General features: G+C 58.5%; 21 protein-coding genes and 1 pseudogene. 18 read left to right on the top strand and 4 right to left on the bottom strand.

Features of this window, described 5'->3' with window-relative positions; all coding sequences use genetic code 11:
• Nucleotides 1-6 precede the first annotated feature (6 nt).
• Genes AC3WOY_RS29490 through AC3WOY_RS29460 form a run of 7 tightly spaced genes read left to right on the top strand, consistent with a single transcriptional unit; the run spans nt 7 to nt 7893 of the window.
• Nucleotides 7-1914 (top strand): IucA/IucC family protein, encoded by a 1908-nt coding sequence (locus tag AC3WOY_RS29490; protein WP_492420127.1) that lies wholly within the window; start codon nt 7-9, stop codon nt 1912-1914.
• Nucleotides 1915-1974: 60 nt separating this feature from the next.
• Nucleotides 1975-3168 (top strand): MFS transporter, encoded by a 1194-nt coding sequence (locus tag AC3WOY_RS29485; protein ID WP_492420125.1) that lies wholly within the window; start codon nt 1975-1977, stop codon nt 3166-3168.
• A 27-nt stretch (nt 3169-3195) separates the two neighbouring features.
• Nucleotides 3196-4392 (top strand): ABC transporter substrate-binding protein, encoded by a 1197-nt coding sequence (locus AC3WOY_RS29480; RefSeq protein WP_492420123.1) that lies wholly within the window; start codon nt 3196-3198, stop codon nt 4390-4392.
• Nucleotides 4389-5450 carry a FecCD family ABC transporter permease gene (locus AC3WOY_RS29475; protein ID WP_492420121.1) on the top strand — a complete coding sequence of 354 codons (1062 nt, stop codon included), beginning with the start codon at nt 4389-4391 and terminating at the stop codon, nt 5448-5450. Before AC3WOY_RS29480 ends, AC3WOY_RS29475 begins: the two co-directional genes overlap by 4 nt.
• A complete protein-coding gene (locus tag AC3WOY_RS29470; RefSeq protein ID WP_492420119.1) occupies nt 5444-6199 on the top strand; it encodes an ABC transporter ATP-binding protein in 756 nt (251 codons plus the stop codon). Before AC3WOY_RS29475 ends, AC3WOY_RS29470 begins: the two co-directional genes overlap by 7 nt.
• Nucleotides 6200-6218: 19 nt before the next feature.
• Nucleotides 6219-7421 carry an aminotransferase class V-fold PLP-dependent enzyme gene (locus AC3WOY_RS29465; protein WP_492420117.1) on the top strand — a complete coding sequence of 401 codons (1203 nt, stop codon included), beginning with the start codon at nt 6219-6221 and terminating at the stop codon, nt 7419-7421.
• Nucleotides 7411-7893, top strand: coding sequence for a ParB N-terminal domain-containing protein (locus tag AC3WOY_RS29460; protein ID WP_492420115.1), 483 nt, complete (start codon nt 7411-7413; stop codon nt 7891-7893). Before AC3WOY_RS29465 ends, AC3WOY_RS29460 begins: the two co-directional genes overlap by 11 nt.
• A gap of 15 nt (nt 7894-7908) precedes the next feature.
• Here AC3WOY_RS29460 and AC3WOY_RS29455 read toward each other — a convergent pair whose 3' ends face one another.
• The 3 genes and pseudogenes from AC3WOY_RS29455 to AC3WOY_RS29445 all read right to left on the bottom strand — a co-directional run.
• Nucleotides 7909-8106 carry a hypothetical protein gene (locus AC3WOY_RS29455; protein WP_492420113.1) on the bottom strand — a complete coding sequence of 66 codons (198 nt, stop codon included), beginning with the start codon at nt 8104-8106 and terminating at the stop codon, nt 7909-7911.
• The gene (locus tag AC3WOY_RS29450) at nt 8103-11045 is read right to left on the bottom strand and encodes a Tn3 family transposase (RefSeq protein WP_492420111.1); all 2943 of its coding nucleotides are present in this window, start codon (nt 11043-11045) and stop codon (nt 8103-8105) included. The genes AC3WOY_RS29455 and AC3WOY_RS29450 overlap by 4 nt, the downstream gene beginning before the upstream one ends.
• A 154-nt stretch (nt 11046-11199) precedes the next feature.
• Nucleotides 11200-11838: pseudogene (locus AC3WOY_RS29445) on the bottom strand (cation diffusion facilitator family transporter); the annotation flags it as partial.
• 67 nt (nt 11839-11905) lie between these two features.
• On the opposite strand from AC3WOY_RS29445, the gene AC3WOY_RS29440 reads away from it, so the two are divergent.
• Complete coding sequence (locus AC3WOY_RS29440; protein ID WP_492420109.1) at nt 11906-12181, top strand: metal/formaldehyde-sensitive transcriptional repressor; 276 nt, start codon at nt 11906-11908, stop codon at nt 12179-12181.
• Between the two features lie 449 nt (nt 12182-12630).
• On the opposite strand, the gene AC3WOY_RS29435 is transcribed toward AC3WOY_RS29440, so the two are convergent.
• On the bottom strand, nt 12631-12798 hold the full coding sequence (locus tag AC3WOY_RS29435) for a hypothetical protein (protein ID WP_492420107.1): 168 nt from the start codon (nt 12796-12798) through the stop codon (nt 12631-12633).
• An 11-nt stretch (nt 12799-12809) separates the two neighbouring features.
• Here AC3WOY_RS29435 and AC3WOY_RS29430 point away from each other — a divergent pair, with 11 nt between their 5' ends.
• The 10 genes from AC3WOY_RS29430 (at nt 12810) to AC3WOY_RS29385 (ending at nt 24328) form a co-directional block, all read left to right on the top strand.
• Entirely contained in the window at nt 12810-13493 is a 684-nt protein-coding gene (locus AC3WOY_RS29430; RefSeq protein WP_492420105.1) for a response regulator transcription factor, read from the top strand.
• Nucleotides 13483-14721, top strand: a complete 1239-nt coding sequence (locus AC3WOY_RS29425) for a sensor histidine kinase (protein WP_492420103.1) — start codon at nt 13483-13485, stop codon at nt 14719-14721. Before AC3WOY_RS29430 ends, AC3WOY_RS29425 begins: the two co-directional genes overlap by 11 nt.
• An 84-nt stretch (nt 14722-14805) precedes the next feature.
• Nucleotides 14806-15168 carry a GtrA family protein gene (locus AC3WOY_RS29420; protein WP_492420102.1) on the top strand — a complete coding sequence of 121 codons (363 nt, stop codon included), beginning with the start codon at nt 14806-14808 and terminating at the stop codon, nt 15166-15168.
• Nucleotides 15165-16187, top strand: coding sequence for a glycosyltransferase family 2 protein (locus AC3WOY_RS29415; protein WP_492429099.1), 1023 nt, complete (start codon nt 15165-15167; stop codon nt 16185-16187). The genes AC3WOY_RS29420 and AC3WOY_RS29415 overlap by 4 nt, the downstream gene beginning before the upstream one ends.
• The gene (locus AC3WOY_RS29410; RefSeq protein WP_492420100.1) at nt 16184-17767 is read left to right on the top strand and encodes an ArnT family glycosyltransferase; all 1584 of its coding nucleotides are present in this window, start codon (nt 16184-16186) and stop codon (nt 17765-17767) included. The genes AC3WOY_RS29415 and AC3WOY_RS29410 overlap by 4 nt, the downstream gene beginning before the upstream one ends.
• Nucleotides 17768-17999: 232 nt before the next feature.
• Nucleotides 18000-18395 carry a YkvA family protein gene (locus AC3WOY_RS29405; protein WP_492429109.1) on the top strand — a complete coding sequence of 132 codons (396 nt, stop codon included), beginning with the start codon at nt 18000-18002 and terminating at the stop codon, nt 18393-18395.
• Nucleotides 18396-18422: 27 nt separating this feature from the next.
• Nucleotides 18423-19781, top strand: coding sequence for a bifunctional DedA family/phosphatase PAP2 family protein (locus tag AC3WOY_RS29400; RefSeq protein ID WP_492420098.1), 1359 nt, complete (start codon nt 18423-18425; stop codon nt 19779-19781).
• Nucleotides 19782-19826: 45 nt separating this feature from the next.
• Nucleotides 19827-20138: a sensor histidine kinase gene (locus tag AC3WOY_RS29395; RefSeq protein ID WP_492429097.1), complete on the top strand. Its 312-nt coding sequence runs from the start codon at nt 19827-19829 to the stop codon at nt 20136-20138.
• Between the two features lie 112 nt (nt 20139-20250).
• Nucleotides 20251-21126 (top strand): class I SAM-dependent methyltransferase, encoded by an 876-nt coding sequence (locus AC3WOY_RS29390; protein WP_492429095.1) that lies wholly within the window; start codon nt 20251-20253, stop codon nt 21124-21126.
• A gap of 229 nt (nt 21127-21355) precedes the next feature.
• Entirely contained in the window at nt 21356-24328 is a 2973-nt protein-coding gene (locus AC3WOY_RS29385) for a Tn3 family transposase (protein ID WP_492429093.1), read from the top strand.
• The last annotated feature ends 53 nt before the right edge of the window (nt 24329-24381 follow it).

The following is a 24381-nucleotide window of genomic DNA, read 5'->3' as shown; positions in this document are numbered from 1 at the left end:
TATCCTATGAAAACCAATCCGATTTTGTTGCAACCCGACAGCGCTTTCTATGTGGAGCGCAAGAATGACGCGCTGGCATTCGCACACCGCAATGCCTTGCGGCGCGTCGTCCGCTGCCTGTTCGCCGAGAAAATCCTCGACAAGAGCCTGCTCATATTCGCTCCTCAGGGATGCTGTGCATGGTTTCCACTCTGGCACAAGCACGCGCTCGTTTTCTTCGAAGACCTGTGGGCGGCGCCTGCGGATACCTTCATCAACCGTGGAGCCATCACCCTCATCGAATCCAGCGGTGCGCGCACTGCCATCGACACGTCCGATCAACTGATCGATCTGCTGCGCCCCTGCTTCGATTTTTCCCTCAGCGAAGAAGGCGTTGCCGGCCTGAAGGCGGATATCGAGAACAGTATCGCCAACGATGCGCTTGCCCGTATCCACCGGGATGCGTGGGCTGCGGACCTGAACAAACTCATCGATTCCGCCGGTGCCGGCGGCCTTGCGGATTACCTGCACAAGCACGCCACCATCAAGGACGCCGCGATGCTGCTGGACCAATGGGGTTCGCTCGAAGGCCACCCGTTCTACCCGACCTGGAAATCCAAGCCGGACCTGAGCCCCGAGGAAGTGGCCCTGCTGTCGCCGGAGTTCAATGCGAAGGTCCGGGTACGCATCGCGTCCTTGCGTGCGGACATGGCCTATATCGAACGCATGCCCCACGTACACAGTTACCAGGACTGGTTCGCCGACAACTTTCCCGACTTGTGGAACAGCTGGAAAGACGGATTGAACGCGAAACGGTTGAATGAACGGGACTGGCTTCCGCTGCCTATCCATTCCTGGCACCTCGAAAATTATGTGGGGAAGGAGTATGCCGCAGAGATTGAGGAGGGCATTTTGATCCTGGATGGCCCGGACGTCGAGACGCTGCCGACCATGTCGTTCCGGACCATGATGCCGCAGGAGCCTGAAGCCGCCCCGTTCATCAAACTGCCCATTGCGTTGTGGCTCACGAGCGAACAGCGCAGCCTGCAGGCGAAATCGATCCATATGGGGCCGCGCATCAGCACGGTGATCAAAAGCATTCTTGCCGCCGACAAGGAACTCGGCAAGGCGCTCGACATCTTCCCGGAAGAAGTGGCATTCCACTACAAGCATGCGGTGAAGCAGGAAGACCGGCCCGGGCGCCATTTGTCGGTCGCGTATCGCGCGAGCCGGGATGCCTTCGAGCGGACCGATGGCCTTCTTCCAGTCACGGTCGCTGCGTTATTCACCGGTTCGCCTGCGAACGGCAGGCCGCTCGTAACGGAACTGATCGAGCGCAATGGGACTCGTCCTGCTCCGGAAGTGGTGGAAACCTGGTTCAAGCAGTATGCGCGAGCAGTTACGCGTCCAGTGATCGCCATCTATCTGCTCTACGGAATCGGACTTGAAGCGCATCAGCAGAACACTTCCGTGCTGTTCGCCGCAGATGGGACGCCAAGAAGCCTTCTGATACGGGATTTCGGGGATGGCCGCACCTATGCGCCTCTGCTTTCCGAGCGTGGATACGGGCTCGAGCCCTATGTCCATCCAGGAATTCTCCCTACCGTCTTCACCGACGATATCGAACCGGTTCGCACTTTCGTGCTGGATGCCTGCTTCGTCTGTCACCTGCACGAACTGGCGATGCTGCTGACGCGCGAGTATGAACTCGGCTCGGCTCGCCTGTGGGAAATCCTGCGTGAAGAGACGGCGGGTGCCTTCGACGTGCTGGCACCGCGGGTATCCCAGGCGCTATGGGCAACGGAGCGAGAGGCGTTTCTCGAGCAGCCCTGGCCGACGCGCTCGGTACTGCGAATGCATCTGCTCAAGTACTCCAATTACCGTCTGCAGCATGATCTGCCCAACCCGCTGGTATCGGCGGACGGCGGGATCTGACCGATGTCGAACGCCGCCATAGCGCCGAGCCAAGCGTCGCGTCTGATTCACGTTCTCTTCGTGATTCAGCTCACTTCCATGGGCGCCATGGAAATGAGCGGCCCCTTCTGGCCCCTTCATTTGAAGTCGCTCGACGCCTCTGAGCTCTTGTTAGGTTTTGCCGGCATTGCAGTCTACGTGGGGCCGATGCTCGGCATCGTGTTGACCGGCGCATTCTGGGGGAGGATCGGCGACCGGTTCGGGCACAAGCCGATGATGATCCGGGCCTTGCTCGGCTTGTCCCTGACCCAATTGGCATTGGCCTACACGAGCGATATCTGGATGATCCTCGCGCTGCGCTTCGTCCAGGGCGCCTGCGCAGGATACATCGCCCCTGCGCAAGCCTATGGAGTCACCATCGAATCGCCGTCGCGCCGGGCCCGCCTGTTCGCCTACCTGCAGGTATCGACCAATGTCGGATCACTCGCCGGTGCGGTCGTCGGCGGCCTGATTCTCGATTACACGACCTTTTTCTGGATCAATGCTGCTGCATCGGCCCTGTGCGCCTTGTGTGCCTTGGCCGCGTGGCTGATATTGCCGAACGTACCACCGGCAGCGAAGGCAGCACCAGCAGCCGCGCAAACGGCCGTCGGTCCGGCGGACGCCGGCGCGCTGCTCACCTGGCGCTCGCCGCCCATTCTTGGCCTGCTTGGCGTCATCGGCATACTGCTCGTGAGCCGTATGATTACCCAGACCCCGTTCTCCCTGTATGTCCGCTCGATCTTTGATGTGAGCAACTGGGTGGTGGGCTTGTGCTACGGCTTGCTCGCGCTGGGCTTCATTCTGTCGGCGGCGATGTGGGCGAAGCATTTCGAGAAGAAATCCCTGTCCGAGACGATCCGCTGGATCGCTTGCATCGCCGGCGCTTGCGCAGGCTTGACGGCGGTCGCTGGCGCCACGCGCAATATCGGCGTATTTATCGGCGTGCATTTCGCCTGGGGCATCCTGCTGGGAGCGACCACGCCGGTATTGATGTCGCAGATATCCAGGGTGGCTGGCAGCCTGCGGCAGGGCTATATCCTCGGCGTCGCGTACAGCACATCGCAATTATCATCGATCGGCGGCATTGTGCTGGGTGGCTGGCTGAGTCAGGCCGTCGGGCTGGAATACACCTACTTCTTCGTTGCGTTTTTCTACGCCATGGCCGCGGTTGCCGCGCTGGCCATGAGACGGGGACACGCTGTGATTCAACCCGCCGGCATGACGCGGCAGTAATCCTTTTCATTCGCAAGAGTCTTTATCATGGCATTTCAACGTCGCTGGGCCGTAGCCCTCATTCTCCTCGTACCGGTCTGTCTTCTCGCCGGATTCTTCTTCTTTTTTAATCCGGCAAAGGGAGGTGAGGCCGTTGCCGACGCCGCACCCGGCACGGTCACGGTAACCGATCTTCTCGGGCGGCAGGTGCAGGTCCGCGTGCCCGTACAACGCGTTATCCTGGGAGAGGGGCGCCAGCTGTATCTGGTTGCGGCGCTGGATACGGATAATCCGATCCAACGCATCGTCGGCTGGCGCAAGGACCTGATCCAGGCCGATCCGGATACCTACGCGTTGTATCTGCAAAAGTTTCCAAAGATCGCCGACATTCCCACCTTCGGCGGCTTTGAAGACGGCACGGTCGATATCGAACAGACGATTGCGCAAAGGCCCGATGTCGTTTTCCTGAACATCGAGGCCGAACGCGCCAGCCAGGACGCGCGTACCATCGAGAAGCTCGGCGCACTGGGTATCCCGGTGGTCTACATCGATTTCCGCCACTATCCGATCGAAAACACCGAGCCGACCATGCGGCTGTTTGGCAAACTGTTCGGAAAGGAGCAGCGCGCCGAGGAGTTCATTGCCTTCCGCGCTAGGCAGATTCAACGCGTCACCGACGTCATCCAGGCCCGCCAGCCGACACGCCCGAAGGTATTCATCGAACGGATTGGCGGATATACCCAGGACTGCTGCCTGAGCTTTGGACATGAAAACTTCGGCAAGTTCGTCGAGATGGCCGGCGGCGTGAACATCGCCAAGGACGTCATTCGCGGCACGTTCGGTCAGTTGAATCCGGAACAGGTCGTGGCGGTCAATCCCGACCAGGTGGTGGTCACCAGCGCCAACTGGGAAGCGTATGTGCCGGGCGGAAGCTGGGTAGGAGTCGGACCGGGTGCAGACCTGACGGAAGCGGCGCGAAAACTCGAAACCTACACAAAGCGGCCGGCTTATGCGGGTATCAAGGCGAACCGGAATCAGGAATTTCACGCGATCTGGCACCAGTTCTACAACAGTCCTTACCAGTTCGTCGCGATCCAGCAGTTTGCAAAATGGTTCCATCCGACGCTCTTCCCCGACCTCGACCCGGATGCAACCTTCCGCGAACTGCATCAGCGCTTTCTGCCCTTTGAACACAGGCCCGGTTACTTCGTGAGCTTGAAAAACAAGATGGAGGCCCACCAATGAGCGCGGTCTGTTTGACGGAAAGCGGGCAGCGCACCGTCTATCGGGCAATCGTCAGGCGCAAGCGGCTGCTGATTGCGGCGTTCATCGTTCTGCTGCTGTTGAGCCTCCTGCTCGACTTGGCGCTCGGACCAGCACGGTACAGCCTCGACGAAGTCGTGCGCGCCTTGTTTCTTCCCGACAGCACTTCCTTGCAGGTAAGGGTCGTGATGTGGGAGATCCGCATGCCCGTCGCCCTGATGGCGATCGTCGTTGGCGCTGCGCTGTCGCTCGCCGGCGCCCAGATGCAAACGATACTGAACAATCCGCTGGCAAGTCCTTTCACGCTGGGCATTTCAGCCGCCGCAAGTTTCGGCGCTGCAATGGGACTCGCTTTCGGGGTCAAGCTTTTCCCGGTGGCGACTGAATACCTCGTCCCGCTCAATGCATTTGCGATGGCAATGTTGTCCGCCTTGTTGATCCATCTGCTCTCGATGCGCCGTGGCGTGACCGCCGAAACGGTCGTGCTGCTGGGGATTGCCCTGGTGTTTACCTTCAATGCCCTGCTTGCACTCGTCCAGTACTTTGCGACTGAACAGGCAGTTGCCGCTGTCGTGTTCTGGACCATGGGTAGCCTGACCAAGGCCACATGGCCGAAGCTGGCCGTGACCTGTCTCGTCATTGCGGTCACGCTGCCGATCTTTGCACGCCGGGCTTGGGCATTGACTGCGCTGCGCTTGGGAGACGACAAGGCTGCCAGTTTCGGGGTCGATGTGCCGCGCCTTCGGTTCCAGACCCTGGTAATGGTCAGCCTGTTGGCCGCGATTCCGGTTGCTTTCGTTGGCACGATCGGTTTCGTCGGTCTCGTGGGGCCGCATATTGCCCGCATGCTGATCGGGGAAGACCAGCGCTTTTTCCTGCCTGCTTCGTTGCTGACTGGAGCGCTTGTACTTTCGCTGAGCTCAGTGGTGAGTAAAACCCTGATGCCAGGCGCCATCTTCCCGATCGGGGTGGTAACGTCGCTCATCGGTGTGCCGTTCTTCATTTCGCTCATTCTTGGCAGCAAGAGGAACGCATGGTGAGACTACGACTGGAAAATATCGGTGCGCTTTACGGGCGACACTTGGTCATTTCCGGAATCAATACCCCCGCATTCCACGGCGGGGAGGTTGTTTCGGTCATCGGCCCCAATGCAGCGGGGAAGTCGACATTGTTCAAGCGCTTGGCCGGACTGCTTAAAGGGCCGGGTAACATTCATCTCGAAGGCTCTCGCAAGGGGCTCGACGGGATCTGCTACATGCCGCAGGAAATCAACGCCAATGCGAGACTGACGGTCTACGAATCTGTCCTTTTGGCACGCAAGCAGCAGACGCCAAGCTGGGCGGTGCATGACGACGATCTGAAGGTAATTGATGCCACCATGGCATCACTCGGTATCGCCGACCTTGCGTTTCGCAACCTGGGCGAACTGAGCGGAGGACAGCGTCAACTGGTGTCGATCGCGCAGACACTTGCGCGCGAACCGGAAATCCTGCTCATGGACGAACCCACCAGTGCGCTCGATTTGCACCGGCAGATCCAGGTGCTCGATTTCATGCGGCGCTTGGCCAGGGAGAAGGGGATGCTTGTGTTCATCGCCATCCACGATCTCAACCAAGCGTTGCGATTTTCCGACCAGACGCTCGTGATCGCGAGCGGCACTGCAAGGGCGAGCGGCCTAGCCCGCGAGGTTATCACGGAGAGAATGCTGCGCGAAGTGTACAGAATCGATGCCCGCATCGAGTGCTGCTCGATGGGGGTTGGGCACGTGATTGTCGACGGCGTTGTTTGAATTTCAGATCGAGGAACGGATGCTCAACGTAGCGCAACTGCGGGCCGACACGCCAGGAGTAAATGAGGCCATTCATTTCAACAATGCGGGGGCCGCCCTGATGCCTCGCGTCGTGCTGAATACAGTCATTGACCACCTCGAGTTGGAAGGCCGCCTCGGCGGGTACGAGGCTGCGGATGCGGCAGGCGACCGCCTGGAAAAAGTCTATGGTTCGGTCGCGCGCATGCTCAACGCGCATCCGGACGAGATCGCCGTGGTCGAGAATGCGACGCGCGCATGGGATATGGTGTTCTATTCCCTTCCACTTGCGAAGGGGGATGTCATTCTAACCTCGACGACGGAATATGCCGGCAACTATATCCCGTATCTTCAGCTGCAACGGAATCGGGGAATTGAGATCAGGATCATTCCAAACGACGAGCAGGGACAGGTATCCGTGCGTGCATTGCGCGAGATGTTGAACGACAAGCGCGTGAAGCTCATTTCACTGCCATTTATCGCATCGAATGGCGGCCCCATCCAACCGATCGGCGCGATCGGACCGATCGCCAGGGCAGCCGGTGTATGGTTCTTGGTCGATGCCTGCCAGGGAGTCGGCCACTTGCCGATCGATGTCAAGAAGATCGGCTGTCACATGCTCTCGGCCACCAGCCGCAAGTATCTGCGCGGGCCGCGTGGCATGGGATTTCTTTATGTCGAAAAGGACTTGTGCCAGCAGCTCGAGCCGGCTTTCCTCCATCTGCATGCAGCGACGTTGCAATCGCCAGACAAGTTCGAGATACGCCACGACGCGCGGCGCTTCGAGAACTGGGAGTGCAACATCGCCGCCAAACTGGGGATGGGAGCGGCCGTCGACTACGCACTGGGACTAGGTGTCAACGCGATTTGGCTGCGCATTCAGGCGCTTGCCGATCGACTGCGCGCAAGGCTTGCGGAAATCGACGGAGTGAGGATTCGCGACGGCGGTCTGGTGAAGTCGGGTATCGTGACATTTACTGTCAAGGATCGCGAACCGAAAGAGTTACAGCGGATGCTTGCCTTGCAGCCGCAGCGCATCAATGTGACCACATCCACTTTTCGCTCCACCATGCTGGACATGCATGCGCGCGGATTGCACGAAGTCGTGCGTGCGTCAGTCCATGCCTACAACACCGAGCAAGAAATTGAGACGATCGCTGAAGCGATCGATCTATTTTTCAAGGGGAAGGCAAGTGCTCAATAACGAATCCTACCGCATCGCCATCAAGCCGATCACCTTCTTCCTTCCATCCGAACAAGTCGATCCGGAGGCCGTACAGATTCTCGCAACCGCCATCGAGCATGCCGATGTATGGACCACACCGGTCCCGGTCGAACGCGAAACCGGTATCGTCATGGATGGCAACCATAGAATACGCGCGGCGCAGATTCTGGGACTACGCTATTTACCATGCGTATTGCTGAGTTACCGGGATCCCAGGGTGACGGTCGTGAACTGGTGGACTGCGGAGCCGTTCTCCGTCGACCACATCTTTCGTTCAATTCTGTTCAACAAAGAAATACTTCCTTATAAAACAACCAGGCATCACTTTGCACCGGTCCTGCCGGAAACCGACGTGCCCTTGGCAGTACTTCGAGAAAAGGCGTTCGCTCCCGAGAACGATGTAGCGATTTTGTCAAGAAATCGTTGCTGCCGTAGCTGGGCTCGCAATTGACTTTTTGGCAAGAACTTAATAGGAGCGGCTCACGCTACGGCTGGCGTTGACCGTACGCGTGAAGCAGTTGCAATTGCTGGGTTTCAGCATCGATTCGACTTGCGGAGCGGTACCGCCGGTAAGCGCGTCGCTCGCGCGGCACAAGCCGAAGCGGGCATCCATGCCATGACTGTCGATTGAGAGAGTAGCGCCGATCTGCATGGATGCCATCACATTGACCGTGTCCTGGTTGTCTCCAGTGGGATGGACGCACTGCTGGGCAAGATGCGCAGCGCATAGTCCGCCAGCGGAAACTCGAACGTTCCGCGTAGGTTGATACCTTCTAGGTTGGTCGGCGCGATGCGGCGCAGGTCTTCCGGTGACAGTTTCTCGCCGCCGACCGTCTCGATCCGTTCGATGGTGCGCTGCATGTGCTGCGTGTTCCACGCCATCAGGGCATTCGTCAGCAGCGACAGGCTCGACGATACGGCCGCCAGCGACTCCGGCCGCTTGGCCAGCTCGGTCGGGATCTTGCCTGTGTGGACGGCGCGCTGCACCGCATGGACCGCTTCGCCGCGGTTCAGGGCGTGCCGCAATTCGCGCCGGAACGCCGGATTGGTGAAATAGTCGATCAGGAAGATCGAGCGCAGCAGGCGCCCGAGCTGCACGCCGCCGTCGTACACGTCCTGGCCGCGGGCGGCCGAGCCGAAGCGCTGCAAGGCCTGTACCGCGGTGCAGCGGCCGCTCTGGATCGACGCGACCACGCGCACGAATTCGTCGTAGATCGCCTCGATCGCGTGCAGGTTCACGTCGCCGGCGACCACGGGGAGCACTTCGCCCGGCACCAGGTGGCCGACCGGCACATGCAGGTAGCGGTCGCGCATGTGCTGCAGGACCGGGCACAGGTCGAATTTCAAGCCCTTGGCCACGGCGATACCGAAATCGGTGTAGCCATGGGTGTCGACTGCGAGCTGGGCGACGTCATTGGTGCCGCTCTGCCTCACGACGCCCTCGATGGCGGCGCCGACCTGGCGCTCCTTGAGCAGGATCGGCATGTCGTAAAAGATGCCCCAGCGGTCGCGCACATGGGTGTAGATGCCGATCGAGGCGGTGCGCCGGCGCGGATCGGCGCGCGCCTGCCAGATGGTGCGCGTCGTCTCCAGGCTCATCATGTCGGACGATGCCAAGTCGCCGCGTCCCCAATGGGCCGCGATCGGATGGCGGTGCATAAAGCCGAGCACAGCGTCGGCCGCCTCGCGCAGCTTCCGTTCGTCGGCGACCAGCTTCATCATCTGCCGGATCGCCGCCGGCTTCAATTCGGGAATCATGCGCGCAATATCGGCGGCCAACAGCGAGGTGCCGTGCGCGAAGACGGCGGCGTACACAAGCAGCAACTCGCTGCGCGAGCGCGGTTCGCGTCCCAGCAGCATCCAGGAATACCGTACCTCGCTGTCGATGTCGAGGATGATCTTCGGGAGTTGCCCGACCGGCCGGTCCTCGAAGATTGCGCGCCGCAGGGCGTCGAGATGCGGCTTCTTGTCTTCGGCCACGAGCGCTTCGTTGTGCACGCCGTCGTCCTCGATCCGGACCTCGCCGCGCAGATAGGCGTCGCGCAGGCGTTCGAGGCCCTGGTCGAGGTGGCCGACGATCTTGGCCAGGAAGATTTTCGGGTCCTGCGGCAGTTCGAGATGGCCGTAGTAGTGGTTGCGCTTGGCTTTCCATTCGTCCTCGGGAATGAGCAGCGTCGCGCGGCTGCGGAATGAAAAGCTGTGGTCGACGTAGACCGAGCCGTTGCGCAATGCCATGCGCAGCGCGGAGATCGTCGCCCACTCGAAGGCGCGCAACGCCTCGACGCGGTCCTTACCGTGGATGAGCTCGCGCCACACGCGCCCGAGTTTGGTCTCGGTGTCGGCCGGCAGCTCGTTGCCGCCGTTCGGACCGTACAGGCGGCGCAGGATGTTGATCGCGTCGATCACGGGATGCTGCGTCTCCGCCTCGAACGGCAGCTTGACCAGCTTGTGCAGCATGGCGCGCGCTTGGGCGCTCTTGGTCATCAGCTGCAGGCGGATCAGGCTGCGGCGGCTCGGCGCATGCTGCTTGAGCGTCTGGTCGGCCAGATCGGCAATCTTGTCCAGCGTCTCGTCGGCAGGAAGGGTCTTGTCCAGCGCCAGTGCCTTGACCGCCTCGGCGAAGCCACACAGCTGCTTCTTGAGATCGGGGCGGCCGGCGTCGACCTGCCTGCCGGCCTCGTTGGTGACGTCGATCGCCCAGCGCCGGAACATCGCCAGCAGCTGGTCCGTCGCCGAGCACAGTGCATAGCGCATGAAGCAGGCGGCTTCCAGCCGCCGCGATTGCGACTGAATGCGCTTGCTGACCGACGGCGGGCGGTTCGCGCAACGGCGCGCGTAATGGCGCACCAGGGTCTCGTTCACGTCCGCCGGCCAGGCCGCGGCCACCTTCAGCGCGTAGAGCCGGTCGATCTTGTCGAACAGTTCGGCCATCTGGACCGTCGAATGTTTCAGCGGTACCGCCCACAGCCATTGCTGCAGGCTGCCGTGCTCGCCCTCCGGCGCGGCGAGCTGCCGGCCCCACTCAGCGATCGTGGTATCGCCAACCGATTGCATGAGCGTCCTCTCCAGGAACGCCTCATGGCTGCGGATCGCCTCGGCAATCAAGCGCTTGAGCAGGCGGTCGTGCGCGATCAGGATGCGGTGCTCGTACAGCCAGCACTTGACCTGGGCGAGCAGTGTCGATGTGTCAGGCCGGCCGACCAGCGTTTCCTTCAGCCAGCGCACCAGGTAGCGGCGCTGGTGCTCGGTCATGGCGGCAAAGCCGAGCGCCTGGTACGCGAGTTGCTGGTGGTCGATCAACGTGCGCGGCCGGGTGTCGTACAGCGAACGCAGCGTGCCGATCTCGGGCGGCGCGATGCCCAGTTGTTCGCCAAGATGCGTCCACAGTGCCTTCGGGATCTGCCGGTACGCATCGAGCGTGCGGCCGGTCATGCGCACGAAACCGAGATGCAGGGCCAGAGCCAGGCGGTACAGGTCGCGGCGCCTTTCGTCGATCAGGACGCGCTCTTTGGAGGAAAATGTGAAGAACGTGTTGAGTTCGAACTCGTTGAGTTCAGGCGGGATGTGACGCAGGCCGAGGTAAGAGGCGTGCCAGTGGTCCATTGTTATTCTTGGCGAAAAGAACAATGCGCGCCATCATACCTGTCGAAAACGACAAACAGCAAGTGATTGATTTAAAAGGGAATGCTGCGACGCACACCGCTGGAACCCGCATGAATGCTAGAGGTGGCAACCGTCGTATAGTGCACGGAAATCAAAGGAACCCCATGAGTGGATCCCGCCAACTTGCCCTCCAGAGTTTTCCGCCAAACAGCGCCGCGATGGCCAGAACCGAGGTAGCGGCGTCGGCCACGACGTGCAGATACGCGGAGCGCAGATTCAAGTCGTGATGATGGTTGTGGGATTTGTGATCGTGATGTGCATGGTGATGCTCGTGACCATGCACATCCTTGAGTAGCTAGGCGCAGACGAGATTGACCAATAGTCCGACCACGGCAATCGCAATAGCCTGGTCGTAGTGAATCGGCGTCGGCGCGATCAATCGCTCAATCGACTGGTACAACATCAGTCCGGCAACCCCGACCAAGAAGAGCGCGCTCGTGTAGCCGCCCAGCACCTCTATCTTCCAGGTACCAAAGGCAAACCGCGCATCATGGGCGAATCGCCGCGCCGCTCCATAAGCGAGCACGGACAAGCCGAGCGCCAAGGCATGCGAACTCATGTGCCAACCATCGGCCAGCAGCGCCATTGAATTAAACATCCAGCCGCTGGTAATTTCGACACCCATCATGATGACGGTCAGCATAACTGCCCAGCGTGTATTTCTCTCGGCCAGCGGATTGCCCCCGTCAAAAACGTGGGAGTGGCGCCAGTCCTCAACAGAAGAAGAATGCATTGAATGGTGTCCTTTACCGCAAATCAATATACTATACCCCACTATACCTTGCTGCACTAAGAGCGCCATGCCACACACCATCAAAACGAAAAAGCATTTGCTCACCCGCGTACGCCGCATTGGGGGGCAGTCGGAGGCATTGGAGAAGGCGCTGGAACATGAGACTGAGTGCGTCGCCATACTGCAGCAAATCGCCGCGATTCGGGGGGCGGTGAACGGCCTGATGGCAGAGGTACTGGAGGGACATATCCGGGAACACCTCGGTCCGGATGCTGTTTCATCAAGGCAGCGAAATGAGGATTTGGAACAGGTAGTCGCCGTGCTCAAATCCTATCTCAAGTAGTGCTGGCCTAACGTGCAACTTCTTCCGAATTTCCTGCAAGTCGCTGCCGAGTGAAGAGGCGACCATAATTCAGCTATCTGGTGGTCTTGCGTTTTCGTTGAATCACTGCATACGGGCGGGTCAAGGCGATATTGGAGGCATGTGCAAAGCCGGTTCAGCTAGTGTCGCAGCTTTCCGATCACAGTCTGCACCAGGGAATGGCCACGAGTGCGCACCGCTCCGGTGCCCAATTCCACGACATCAAGTGGAAAGGCGGCTGGCACCACGACGGCACCGTGTAGCGCTATGAAGGAAGCCATCCAGTTCCAGGATAATGCGGCCGGCAGTTTGCTGCGAAAGGTGGAGTGGCGAAGTTCCCTCGACGCTGGGGCCACCACGTCCCTGACCATCGGCCATCTTGGCATAACCCAAGACCCGGCCGCCCCTCAGTCATGGCCGTGCGGTGAATCTCAATTGCCGTCAACGCGGGTATGTTCGAGGCCATCAGCATAGGAGTGCTTTCGTCCAAGCAAGTCTGCTTTTGGATCAGAAAGAATGCTTGCGCCGAGAATATCTGTTCTTTCGTATATAGTTCCACCAAAATCGCAGTGCGCTGTATTGGCAAATACAAAATTCATGAAACATCATAATGCGTGTTCTACTCGTTGAAGATAACCCCGATATCGTCGCAAACCTGTACGGTTTTCTTGAACCGCTCGGCTATACGCTGGATTGCGCCCGCAACGGCATCGTTGGACTTGAATATGCGGCCAAGGGCCATTACGACGCGATCGTCCTGGATCTGATGCTTCCCGGACTGGACGGCCTGGAACTGTGCCGGAAGCTGCGTAAGGAGTGGAGCCGGCCGACGCCGGTACTCATGCTGACCGCCAGGGACACCATACAGGATAAATTGACCGGTTTCGATTGCGGGGCGGATGATTACCTCGTGAAACCATTTTCGCTGATCGAACTCGATGCCCGGCTGAAGGCGCTGGTTCGCCGCGCCAGAAATGAGCACATCGACGCCATTCTGGAATTCGGCGACTTACGTTTCGACCTCGGTCGCGTCGAGGCGACACGTTCCGGCCACCGTCTCGAACTCACTCCAACCGGCTATAAACTGTTGGCTGCGCTGTTACGGGCAGCACCACACGTGCTGACGCGAGAAGCCTTGGAGCAAGCAATCTGGGGCGATGACCCGCCGGAGAGCGACGCGCTACGCTCGCATATGCACGCTCTGCGCCAGGCGCTGGATAAGCCTTTTCCAGTGCCGATGCTGAGAACGGTGCAGGGAGTGGGTTACCGATTGGTTGACGGCAATGAAGCATAAGTTGTCGTTGCGTAGCCGCATTGCCTGGTCGTATGTATTGCTTGCGCTCACACTCGGCATTTTTTTCTCCGGCGTCGCTTATATTTCCGTTGAAGTCGCAGAACAATATCTCGTCGATAAACGCCTTCAATCGCTCTCCACGCAATTGATCAGTCGACATCTGCGAGGCGAGCCCCTTGATACCCCTCCCGGGATTAGGTTTTATGTCGATGATGCAATCCCCCCGCGTTTGCGGCAATTAGAAGCAGGGTTTCATGATTTCTTCTTCGATGTAGAGGAACTGCATGCGTTTGTTCTGGTAGATGCGGGGCGGCGCTTTGTCGTAGTGGATGACCAGAGTGAGTTTGAGCATGTGGAGGAACTCATTCATATTGCGTTGGGTACAGGCTTTGTCGCCAGTCTGGCGCTCGCCATTTTTCTTGGCCTTGCAACCGCCAGACGCGTGATTGCGCCAGTTACCGCGTTAGCGCAGGCGATCAACCACAACGTCCCCCCAGGTACACTTCCATCACTTGAATCGGAAGACGAAATGGGTGTCCTCGCCCGTGCTTTTGCGACTCGCACCGATGAGTTACAACGCTTCTTGAACCGTGAGCGGCTTTTCACCGGCGATGTCAGCCACGAACTACGCACACCGCTGACGATTATTCTCGGCGCAGCCGAACTGTTAAAACTCCAGCTTGATGGCCGGCCGCAGCAGCTGGCGGTTGCAGAACGCATCCGGCGTGCCGCGGCCGACACGGCCGAGCGTGTGAGCGCGCTGCTGCTGTTGTCCCGTGCTCCAGAGACGCTCGATGCACCCAGAATAGAACTCAGATCCGTGGTTGAGCGGGAATTAACGCGCTACAAGCCTCTTCTGGTCGGCAAGCCTGTCAAGTGTCGCTTTGACGCACCGCATGAAGTGTGGGTCTATGCCCGGTCGGAGCTCGCCAGTATCGCCGTTGGGAACCTGCTTCGTAACGCTTGCCAATATACGGACGCCGGTGCCGTGCATATCCGGTTGACAGGCGGTCGTCTTGTCATCGAAGACAGTGGGGCCGGCATCCCCGATTCGGTACGCAACCGATTATTCGAGCGTTTCGTTCGCGGGGATCATGATCAACACACCGGCACGGGCTTGGGATTGGCTATCGTGAAACGCGTTGTCGACCACTTGAGGTGGGAAATCAATTTGGAAACGCGCACGGAAGGTGGAAGCCGTTTTGTCCTGTCCTTTCCGCTAACTTAGCTTTTTCCTGGCCATCTTTACACGATCTTCACACCGGACCGGCTATCGTTGAACGCTGGGCAGTCTGATTTGCATTAGGTCGTGATGGCATTTCTACGTTATTCCTTGGTCGGTTGCATTGCGACCGGCGTGCATTATTTCGTCCTGTTCCTCTTGGTGGAAGGCGGGCATTTACGTCCAGCCTATTCCGCAACGATCGGCTCCGGCTGCGGCGCCTTGGTCGCTTATTGGGGAAACAGGCGATTCACCTTCTCCAGTGCATCCCCGCACTGGTCCGCGCTCAGCCGATTTCTGGTGGTGGCGGCGATGGGCGCAAGTTTGAGTGCCGCTCTGGTCTGGGCCAGCACGGCCCTTTTTGCATGGCATTACATGATAGGCCAGATTGCGGCGACTTTGCTTGCCTTGTTTTTCACCTATGGCTTCAACCGTGTCTGGACATTTCGATGAACACCTCCCCCCCGCTCTACAGCGTTGATGCTGGCGAACCGCCTCCGCTCACGTTAACTGTTGTTGTGCCGGTATTCAATGAAGAAGAAGTATTGCCAGTATTCCATCGTCGCCTGGTGAACGCACTCACGGGTGTGCAAGGTGGTTGGGAAGTCGTCTACATTGATGATGGCAGCACCGATAACTCTCATCAGATTCTCAAGCAATTGCGTCTGCTGACTCCGCATGTCGGCATTGCACGCTTTAGCCGCAATTTCGGTAAGGAAGAAGCGATGAGCGCAGGGCTTCGACTCGCGCGGGGAGATGCCGTCATCATCATTGATGCCGATCTGCAAGATCCTCCGGAGCTGATCCCGGCCATGCTCGCCGCCTGGTCGAACGGCGCCGATATGGTGAACATGCGCAGACGTCACCGCCGCGGCGAATCATGGCTCAAAAAAGCCACGGCGCATGCGTTTTACCGCATCATCAATCGCTTGAGCGAAGTGCCGATTCCCGAAGATGTCGGCGACTTCCGCTTGTTGAGCCGGCGGGCGGTTGATGCGTTGAACTTGCTTTCGGAGCGCAATCGCTTCATGAAGGGGATGTTCGCCTGGATCGGTTACCCCCAAATCACCCTCGACTATGACCGGGACGGCCGCGCTGCGGGACAAACAAAATGGCGTTATTGGCGGTTATGGAACTTTGCCATTGAGGGCATCACGGGCTTTTCAATCGCACCCTTGAAAGCGGCGACTTACCTTGGATTCGCTTGCGCTGCTGCGGCATTTATTTACGGCTTGTACTTTTTATTCAAGACGCTCTTTTTGGGCGATGCTGTCAGGGGTTTTCCCACGTTAATTGTCACCGTCCTGTTTTTAGGCGGCTTGCAGTTAATGGCCATGGGCGTGATCGGCGAGTACCTGGGCCGGTTGTTTGTTGAAAGCAAGCGCCGCCCGCTCTATTTGCTTGAAGAATATCAACCTTCATCCATCGCGGATGCGCCACAACACGCCGAAGTTGTTGGGGCCTTCAAATGACGCAGACACTGTCAGTGTTGAAAAATCGATGGGTCGTGTCATGCCTCGTGGCGCTCGTATTGCTTCGATTGTTATCCCTTGGCATGTATCCATTGATGGATACAACAGAAGCCCGCTACGCCGAGATTGCCCGCAAGATGGTCGAACTTGGTAATTGGATAACGCCGTGGTTTGACTATGGCGTGCCGTTTTGGGGCAAACCGCCCTTGTCGTTCTGGCTGACTGCGGCGAGCTTTAAACTGTTTGGCGTCAATGAATTTGCCGCGCGTCTGCCCCATTGGGTGATGGGGATAGTCACGGTCTGGCTGGTATGGAAAACCGCTGCGCAACGGTCTCAACGTGAGGCACTTTACTCGGTGGTTCTGCTGACTGGGTCGGGTCTGTTTTTTTTATCGGCCGGCATGGTCATGACCGATATGGCATTAACGTTGAGTGCGGTCATTGCCATGCGTGGATGTTGGCTGGGCTTGCAGGGGACGCCCGAGCAGAAAACACGTCAACGCTGGCTGCTATTTGTCGGGCTCGGATTGGGACTGTTGGCCAAAGGCCCCGTCGCTCTCATTTTGATCGGGGCGCCGATCGCGTTATGGTCACTCGCCTCCAAAAGCTTCCTGACGGTCTGGCGCGCGTTGCCCTGGGTACGCGGGGCTGCTCTGTCTGCCGCCATTGTCTTTCCGTGGTACATCGCCGCTGAACTGCGTACGCCTGGCTTTCTCGACTATTTTTTAATCGGCGAGCACTGGCATCGGTTTGTGACTCCAGGCTGGACGGGGGATTTGTACGGCAGTGCGCATGAATATCCTCGCGGAACGATCTGGTTGTTCGCCTTGGCGGATTGGCTGCCATGGAGTCTTCTATTGCCAGCGGCGGCGATCGTTTGGCACCGGGATATCAGACTTGTCGGACACGGACGCAGCGACGAAGGATCGTGGCCGATTTACTTGTTGTGCTGGGGATTGATGCCCTGCGTGTTCTTCACGCTGGCGGGAAATATATTGTGGGCCTATGTCTTGCCGGGCATGCCAGCTCTGGCGCTATGGATTGCGACCTGCCTCTCTCGTTTACCGCAACAAAGGGTCGAAAAGCTGTTGACCCTGGGGTTGGTTATTACCGGTTTCGGCTACGCAGGATTCCTCATCAATTTGCGCGTGGCAGATCGGGATCAGTACAAGTCGGCCAAGTCACTGGTCGCCGCATACAAGGCCAGACGTCATGGCGACGAACCATTGGTTATTATCGGCGGCGGACGTCTGTATTCCGCCGCCTTTTATAGTCAGGGAAGAGCTGAGCGCCTTGCCCGCCCCGATCTGCTGTTGCGGCGTTTGGAAGAGGGGCCGGCGATGGTCGCCATGGAAAGCGAACAAATGAAGAACCTGCCGGAGGCAGCCGGGCGTATGTTGATGCCTGTCGGTCAATACGGGAAGTTTGCACTGCTCGCATTGAAGGAGAAGCCGGATTTAGGACCGCTCGCGGCACGAACCGGCAGGAATGATTCATCCCAAGAAACTGCAAGCCAGGCGCTTTTGCCTCAACCTGACAGCCGGAGGAGTTCTGGCGCGTCGGCTATGCAAAATGAATGACGCGGCGCCATGAAAGACCGGTCGGTTTTCGCGTTTTGCCTGCCATCATCTATGATTGCGCAATCGAAAGCCCGGTTCCGAGCAGTCAGTGAGTGGATGATCAGGGAACTGTCATACTACGCAGACGAAACGAAAGGCTGTGTCGATATGCGTGCTTGTGTCTGTCGGTGCCGGATATGACGATCGCTCGGTCCGGCAAACTATTCAAAAACCAGTAAAAGAAGTTTTAGCTATGTCGTTATTCGAGAAAATCAGCCTTTGGGCCCGTCGCATCAAGCGCGATGCGATCACGCTCTGGTTCGCGTACAGACATCCGGCGACGCCGTTGCTTGCCAAGGCGCTGTGTGTTTTTGTCGTTGCATATGCATTGAGCCCAATTGATTTGATTCCCGACTTCATTCCAATTTTGGGGTATGTGGATGACGCAATATTGTTACCCGGTCTTATCTGGATCGCGGTCAAGTTGGTACCTCCTGGTGTGCTGCAGGAATGCCGGGAACAAGGGGATGCATGGATGGCGCGCGAGGGGCGCAAGCCTCGCAATTATTGGGGCGCGGCCCTAGTCGTGGGGATTTGGGTTGCGCTCACTTGGGCTGTTTGGACATTTGCCGTCGCACCGCATATCTGATGGGGCTCGATGCGATCAGGAGTCATCATGCCTGATTATCTGATCGATCTCGTCAGCCGGTTGGGCCAGTGGAGCTACCTCGTGATCTTCTTGGGGGCGACCCTGGAGTCTGCCGCCTTTCTAGGGGTATTCGTGCCGGGGGAAAGCTTGGTGCTGGTGGCCGGCTTTCTCTCGGCACAAGGGATGCTGGACCTCGACGGCGTCGTGTTCATGGCCGTGATCGGCGCGATCCTGGGCGACAACATCGGTTACGAATTAGGCCGGCAGCTCGGCCGGCCATGGATTCTGCATCATGGCAACCGCATCGGCATAAGCGCTGCGCGGCTGCAACGGGCGCAGGAAGTCTTTTCGCGCCATGGCGGCAAAGCAGTCTTCTTTGGCCGGTTCATCGGTTTTGCGCGTGCGCTAGTGCCTTTTGTTGCAGGTTTCACCCGCATGCCCTATCGTCATTTTCTTTGCTATAACGCTCTCGGTGCCACGCTCTGGTCGGTCGGCTTTATCTTGCTGGGATATGTTCTGGGCAGGGGTTGGCGCTTCGCCGAGCATTGGATGGGGCGCGCGAGCGTGATCTTCGGCGGCGCGTTGCTGCTCGTCATCGTTTTTGGCTGGGTGTGGCGCTGGCTGGTACGCCATGAGGCAGGCATCAAGCGGAGCTGGGCGCGCATAGATCAGGGGCCACGCGTCAAGGCGCTGCGACGCCGTTTTTACCCGCAAATTGTCTGGTTGCAGGAACGACTGACGCCGGGCAGCTATTTGGGACTCCAATTGACGGTAGGCTTGGTGGTGCTCATTACCGCCACTTGGATGTTCGGCGGGATCGCCGAAGATGTCGTCACAAATGATTCCCTGACCCAGGTCGATCAGGCAGTCGCCATGTGGTTCCATGCGCATTCAAATGCGCCATTGACTGCATTTATGTCGTCTGTCAGCCGAGTCCATGATGTTACAGGGATCGGCCTTCTCGCCTTGCTGCTCGCGGCGTATCTAGGATGGAAACGCCTCTGGCATCGGCTGCTTGCGCTCGCTCTGACGGTGCCTGGCGGGATGCTGCTCAACGTGCTGCTGAAGTTCGCGTTTCACCGCGCGCGTCCTGCCTTGGGAAATGTCGACCTGAACCCGACCACGTACAGTTTTCCTAGTGGTCATACCATGGCCGCGACCGTGCTCTATGGATTTGCCGCCGCACTGATTGTCAGCATGGCAACGACATGGCAGTGGAAGGTGTTGGCAGTGCTCGTGGCCATAACGATGATCATGCTGGTTGGCTTTAGCCGGGTGTATTTGGGCGTCCATTATTTGAGTGATGTGCTCGCAGCAATCGCGGAAGGGGTGGCCTGGCTTGCCTTGTGCCTTACTGCCGTCAGGACCATGCAGCGGCGTTCATAGACACACTTAATTATTTATGGCGCATGAATAGGTACGTCTCCCTCCTTGACAGAGCTTGCCGGTATCGCCGTTGGTAACCTGCTTCGTAACGCTTGCCAATATACGGACGCCGGTGCCGTGCATATCCGGTTGACAGGCGGTCGTCTTGTCATCGAAGACAGTGGGGCCGGCATCCCCGATTCGGTACGCAACCGATTATTCGAGCGTTTCGTTCGCGGGGATCATGATCAACACACCGGCACGGGCTTGGGATTGCCTATCGTGAAACGCGTTGTCGACCACTTGAGGTGGGAAATCAATTTGGAAACGCGCACGGAAGGTGGAAGCCGTTTTGTCCTGTCCTTTCCGCTAACTTAGCTTTTACCTGGCCATCTTTACACAATCTTCACATCGGGCCGGCTATCGTCGAAGCGCGATGCGATCACGCTATGGTTCGCGGACAAACGAGCTGAATGTGAGGACGTAGACAATGAGGGAAGCTGTGAAGGAAAATCAGGGCGCTTATCGCGTATCCCCCCTGCTGGAACGCCGCGGCGAGGAAGCCGATGTTCCGTATGCGCCGGCACCGTGGATATTGAAGAAATGCATGGAAACCGGTCTTGTGTTTCTGGCTAATCCTCCGGCGTATGAAGAGCTGGAAGTCGACTTTGCATATGAGGTAACGTACGAGAGGGAGTCGAATGCACGCAGACAGGCAGAACCGCTGAGATATGCGTTCAGCACTGCACTCAAGCGCTTGCGCGGCCGGGTCTTGAAGCGAAACAAAACCTTAAGATTGGTTCGCAGTTTGATTCAAACGATACCTGGCGAACGCATCAACATTCTCGACGTCGGGTGCGGATGGGGATCGCTGTTGAAGGAGCTCTTCAAGACATTGTCGCCAGCGCTGCAGCAGCGTTGCATCCCCCACGGCGTTGAAATTTCCCAGGAACTGTCGCGCATATCAAACGAAAAGCTGCAGCGCCTGAACGGAAGTTGCGTCCATGCTTCGGCGAAGGAAGGGATCTTGCACTTTGGCGAGCGCTATTTCGATGTCATTATCATGGCCTCATACCTTGAGCACGAGACAAACCCGCTTCCGGTTTTACGGAACTGTGGCGCTCGACTCAAACCCGGTGGCTCGATCATCGTTAAGGTCCCGAATTACGGGTGTTTGAACCGCATGTTACGCGGACGTCGGTGGTGCGGCTTTCGCTGGCCTGACCATGTCAATTACTTTACGCCGTCAACGCTGAGGTTGATGGCGGATAAGGCCGGGCTTCGACTGGCGAGAATGACTGTCCTGGATCGAAATCCCTTTAGTGACAATATGTACGCGGTCTTGAGGCTGCAGTCGTCGCACTAACCCCGGAGATTTCAGCGCGCCGCACAAAGGCTGCTGAATGGCAAGGTCGAAGTGCCATGGGGACGGAATGAGACATCGATGGCGCGCTTAGGCGAGTTGGCGTTTACGCCCTGTGCTCCAGTCGACGGACCACTTGCAGAAATGCGCCAACCCGTTCTCCGGCGCAGTCGCAGGCCATCAAGTTCTCGCCTTATTCAATTGACCATCAAGCGCCAGGCAAGCAGGTGCAATGAGCAGCGCATACGAAACCGCATATCCTCGACTCAAGGAAGAGTTCACCGAGCAGGAACTCATTGCCATCTATACCCCGACGCCGGCGGAGTTAAAATTCGTTGCAGCGCGCTACCGCCAAGTTACTCTCCAGACCTTCTTGCTGGTCCAGCTGAAACTGCTGCAGCGCCTGGGTTATTTCGTCGCGCTTACCGGCGTACCGACGGAGATCGTCAAGCACGTTTGCAGCCGCGCCGAGGTTAGAGTACCGACCAAGGCGGCGTTGGCCCGTTATGACAAATCCGGCACCAAACACCGGCACCGCGCATACTTGCGTGAATTTGTCGGCATCCGAGAGCTGACAGCAACCGACGAAACCTGGCTGCAAGGCCAGGCGCTGCAGGCAGCGCAGACCAAGCAGGAACTGGCCGACATCATCAATGTGCTCATTGAGGAACTGGTGCAGCGCCGCTTTGAGCTGCCGAGTTACACCGACTTGTATCGGATGTCGATCAACGCGCGGGCAACCGTCAACGAACGCATTTACAAGTCGGTTGCGGGGCAATTGCCGAACGCCGTTATTGCCCGCCTGGATGGCCTGTTCAGGACCGTGGCCGGCCGCAGTCAGTGGGACGGCTTGAAGCGGGAGCCGAAACAGCCCAATGTGCGCGAAGTGACCGATTTCCTGTCCCACATCGACAACATGATGATCTTGTCGAAGGATTTGCCGGATACGAGCCAGATTGCCGCCGCCAAGCGCGAGCAACTGGTCTTGGAGGCTCGGGCGCTCGATCTGGCCGAGATGCGGGCGATGAAGCCGCTCAAGCGCTACACGCTTGCCGTGCTGCTGGTCCAGACCCAGTTGCAAAAGGCGATGGACGATATTGCCGACATCTTCATCAAGACCCTGCGCAACATGCACAGCGCGGCCGAAGAGCGCTTACGGCAATATCATCTGCAGCAGGCCCAGCAGGTGGAGCGCCTGATCGGTCAGTTTCGCGATGTGCTAACCGTGTTTAGCGAAGAGGGAACCAACGATCAGCGCGTTGCCCGCGTTGAGACTGTGCTCGACGGCGATGCCGAACGGTGGATTGGCGCTTGTGACGAACACATGGCCTACGCCGGGAACAACTATTTCCCGTTCATGCTCAACAACTACCCGGGCAAGCGCAGTCTCCTGTTCAAATGCCTGGAGGCATTGGAACTACGCTCAAGCTCCCAGGACACGAGCCTGTTGCGCTCGATCGCGCAGGTTCAAAAATACCGTTCCAGTCACCGCGAGCACATTTCGGTTGCCGAGAGCGGCATGGACGTCGCCGACCACGACTGGATGGCAGACAAGTGGCGCGATCTGGTCTTTGGACGCCGCCAGCACGTCGAGCCGTCCACTTACCACCGCAAGTATTACGAGCTGGCCGTGTTCTCCGAAGTGATGATCGCCTTGAAGTCGGGCGACCTGTTCGTTGAACATAGCGGCGACTACGACGACTACCGCAACCACTTGGTGAGCTGGGAAGAGTATGAATGCGAGGTGCAAGGCTATAGCGAGATGGTCGGCTTGCCGGTCGAGCCGAGGGAGTTTGTTGCCAAGCTGCGACGCGAGATGAAGGAGCTGGCACGCGCGGTCGACCGTAATTTCCCGGAAAACTCAGGCGTCGATATCGATGAATCGGGCCTGATCATCCGCCGTCCGGAAAAGCAGAAGCCGCCCGCGGAACAGGAAATGGTCGACGAAGCGATCCGCAGCCAGCTTCCCGAGGCCAGCATCCTCGACGTGCTGACCGAGGTGGAAAATTGGCTTGACCTGCATCGTCTGTTCGGCCCGCTGTCCGGCTTCGAGTCCAAAATCGACGCCCCACGCAAGCGTTTCATCACGACCTTGTTCTGCTACGGCTGTAATCTCGGACCGACACAAACGGCCAGATCGGTCAAGGGACTGAGCCGCAAGCAAGTCGCCTGGCTCAATCTCAAGCATGTGACCGAGCAGCGGCTCGACAAGGCGATCTTCAAGGTGATCAACGCCTACAATCGTTTTGCGCTGCCGCGCTACTGGGGCTCCGGCAAAAGTGCCTCGGCCGACGGCACCAAGTGGAGTATGTACGAGCAGAACCTTTTATCGGAATACCACATCCGCTATGGCGGTTACGGCGGCATTGGCTACTATCACGTCTCGGACAAGTACATTGCACTGTTCAGCCACTTCATTCCCTGTGGCGTCTACGAGGCGGTCTACATCCTAGACGGCCTGATCAACAACCAGTCCGACATCCAGCCGGACACCTTGCACGGCGACACACAGGCGCAGAGTACGCCGGTGTTCGGCCTGGCCTACCTACTGGGCATCAACCTGATGCCGCGTATCCGCAACATCAAGGATCTGAAGTTCTACCGCGCCGGCCGCGACGATGAGCTGGAGCACATCAACAGCCTGTTTCGCGGCGCCATCGATTGGGACTTGATCGCCTTGCACCTGAAGGACATGCTGCGAGTCGTGATCTCGATCAAGGCCGGCAAGATCGCGCCGTCGACAATCCTGCGCCGGCTCGGCACGGCGAGTCGCAAGAACAAGCTGTACTACGCCTTCCGCGAGTTGGGCAGGGCGGTGCGCACCCAGTTCTTGCTGAAGTACATCAGCGACGCAGAATTGCGCCGGACGATCAACGCTGCGACGAACAAGAGCGAGGAGTTCAACGATTTCGTCAAATGGCTGTTCTTCGGCGGAGATGGCATCATCGCCGAAAACATCCGGCACGAGCAGCGCAAGGTGGTGAAGTACAACCAGTTGGTCGCCAACATGGTGATCCTGCATAACGTGCAGGGCATGACGCGTGTGTTGAAGGGACTGCAGGCCAAAGGTTTCCCGCTGACCGAGGATCTCCTGCGCGGCACGGCACCGTACCGGAGAGAGCACATCAACCGATTCGGTGAATATCCGCTGGACCTGGATCGGCGAGTTGAGCCGATCAACTACAAACTCGATTTCACCTTATAAATCATCGAGTTAACTTAACTTTGGCGAAAAAAACATTAATCCCGGCCGATCCT

The organism is Noviherbaspirillum sp. FW303-A3 (genome assembly GCF_058788695.1).
Note: the sequence above shows the minus strand (reverse complement) of the source record. Positions and strands in the feature narration are given on the sequence as shown.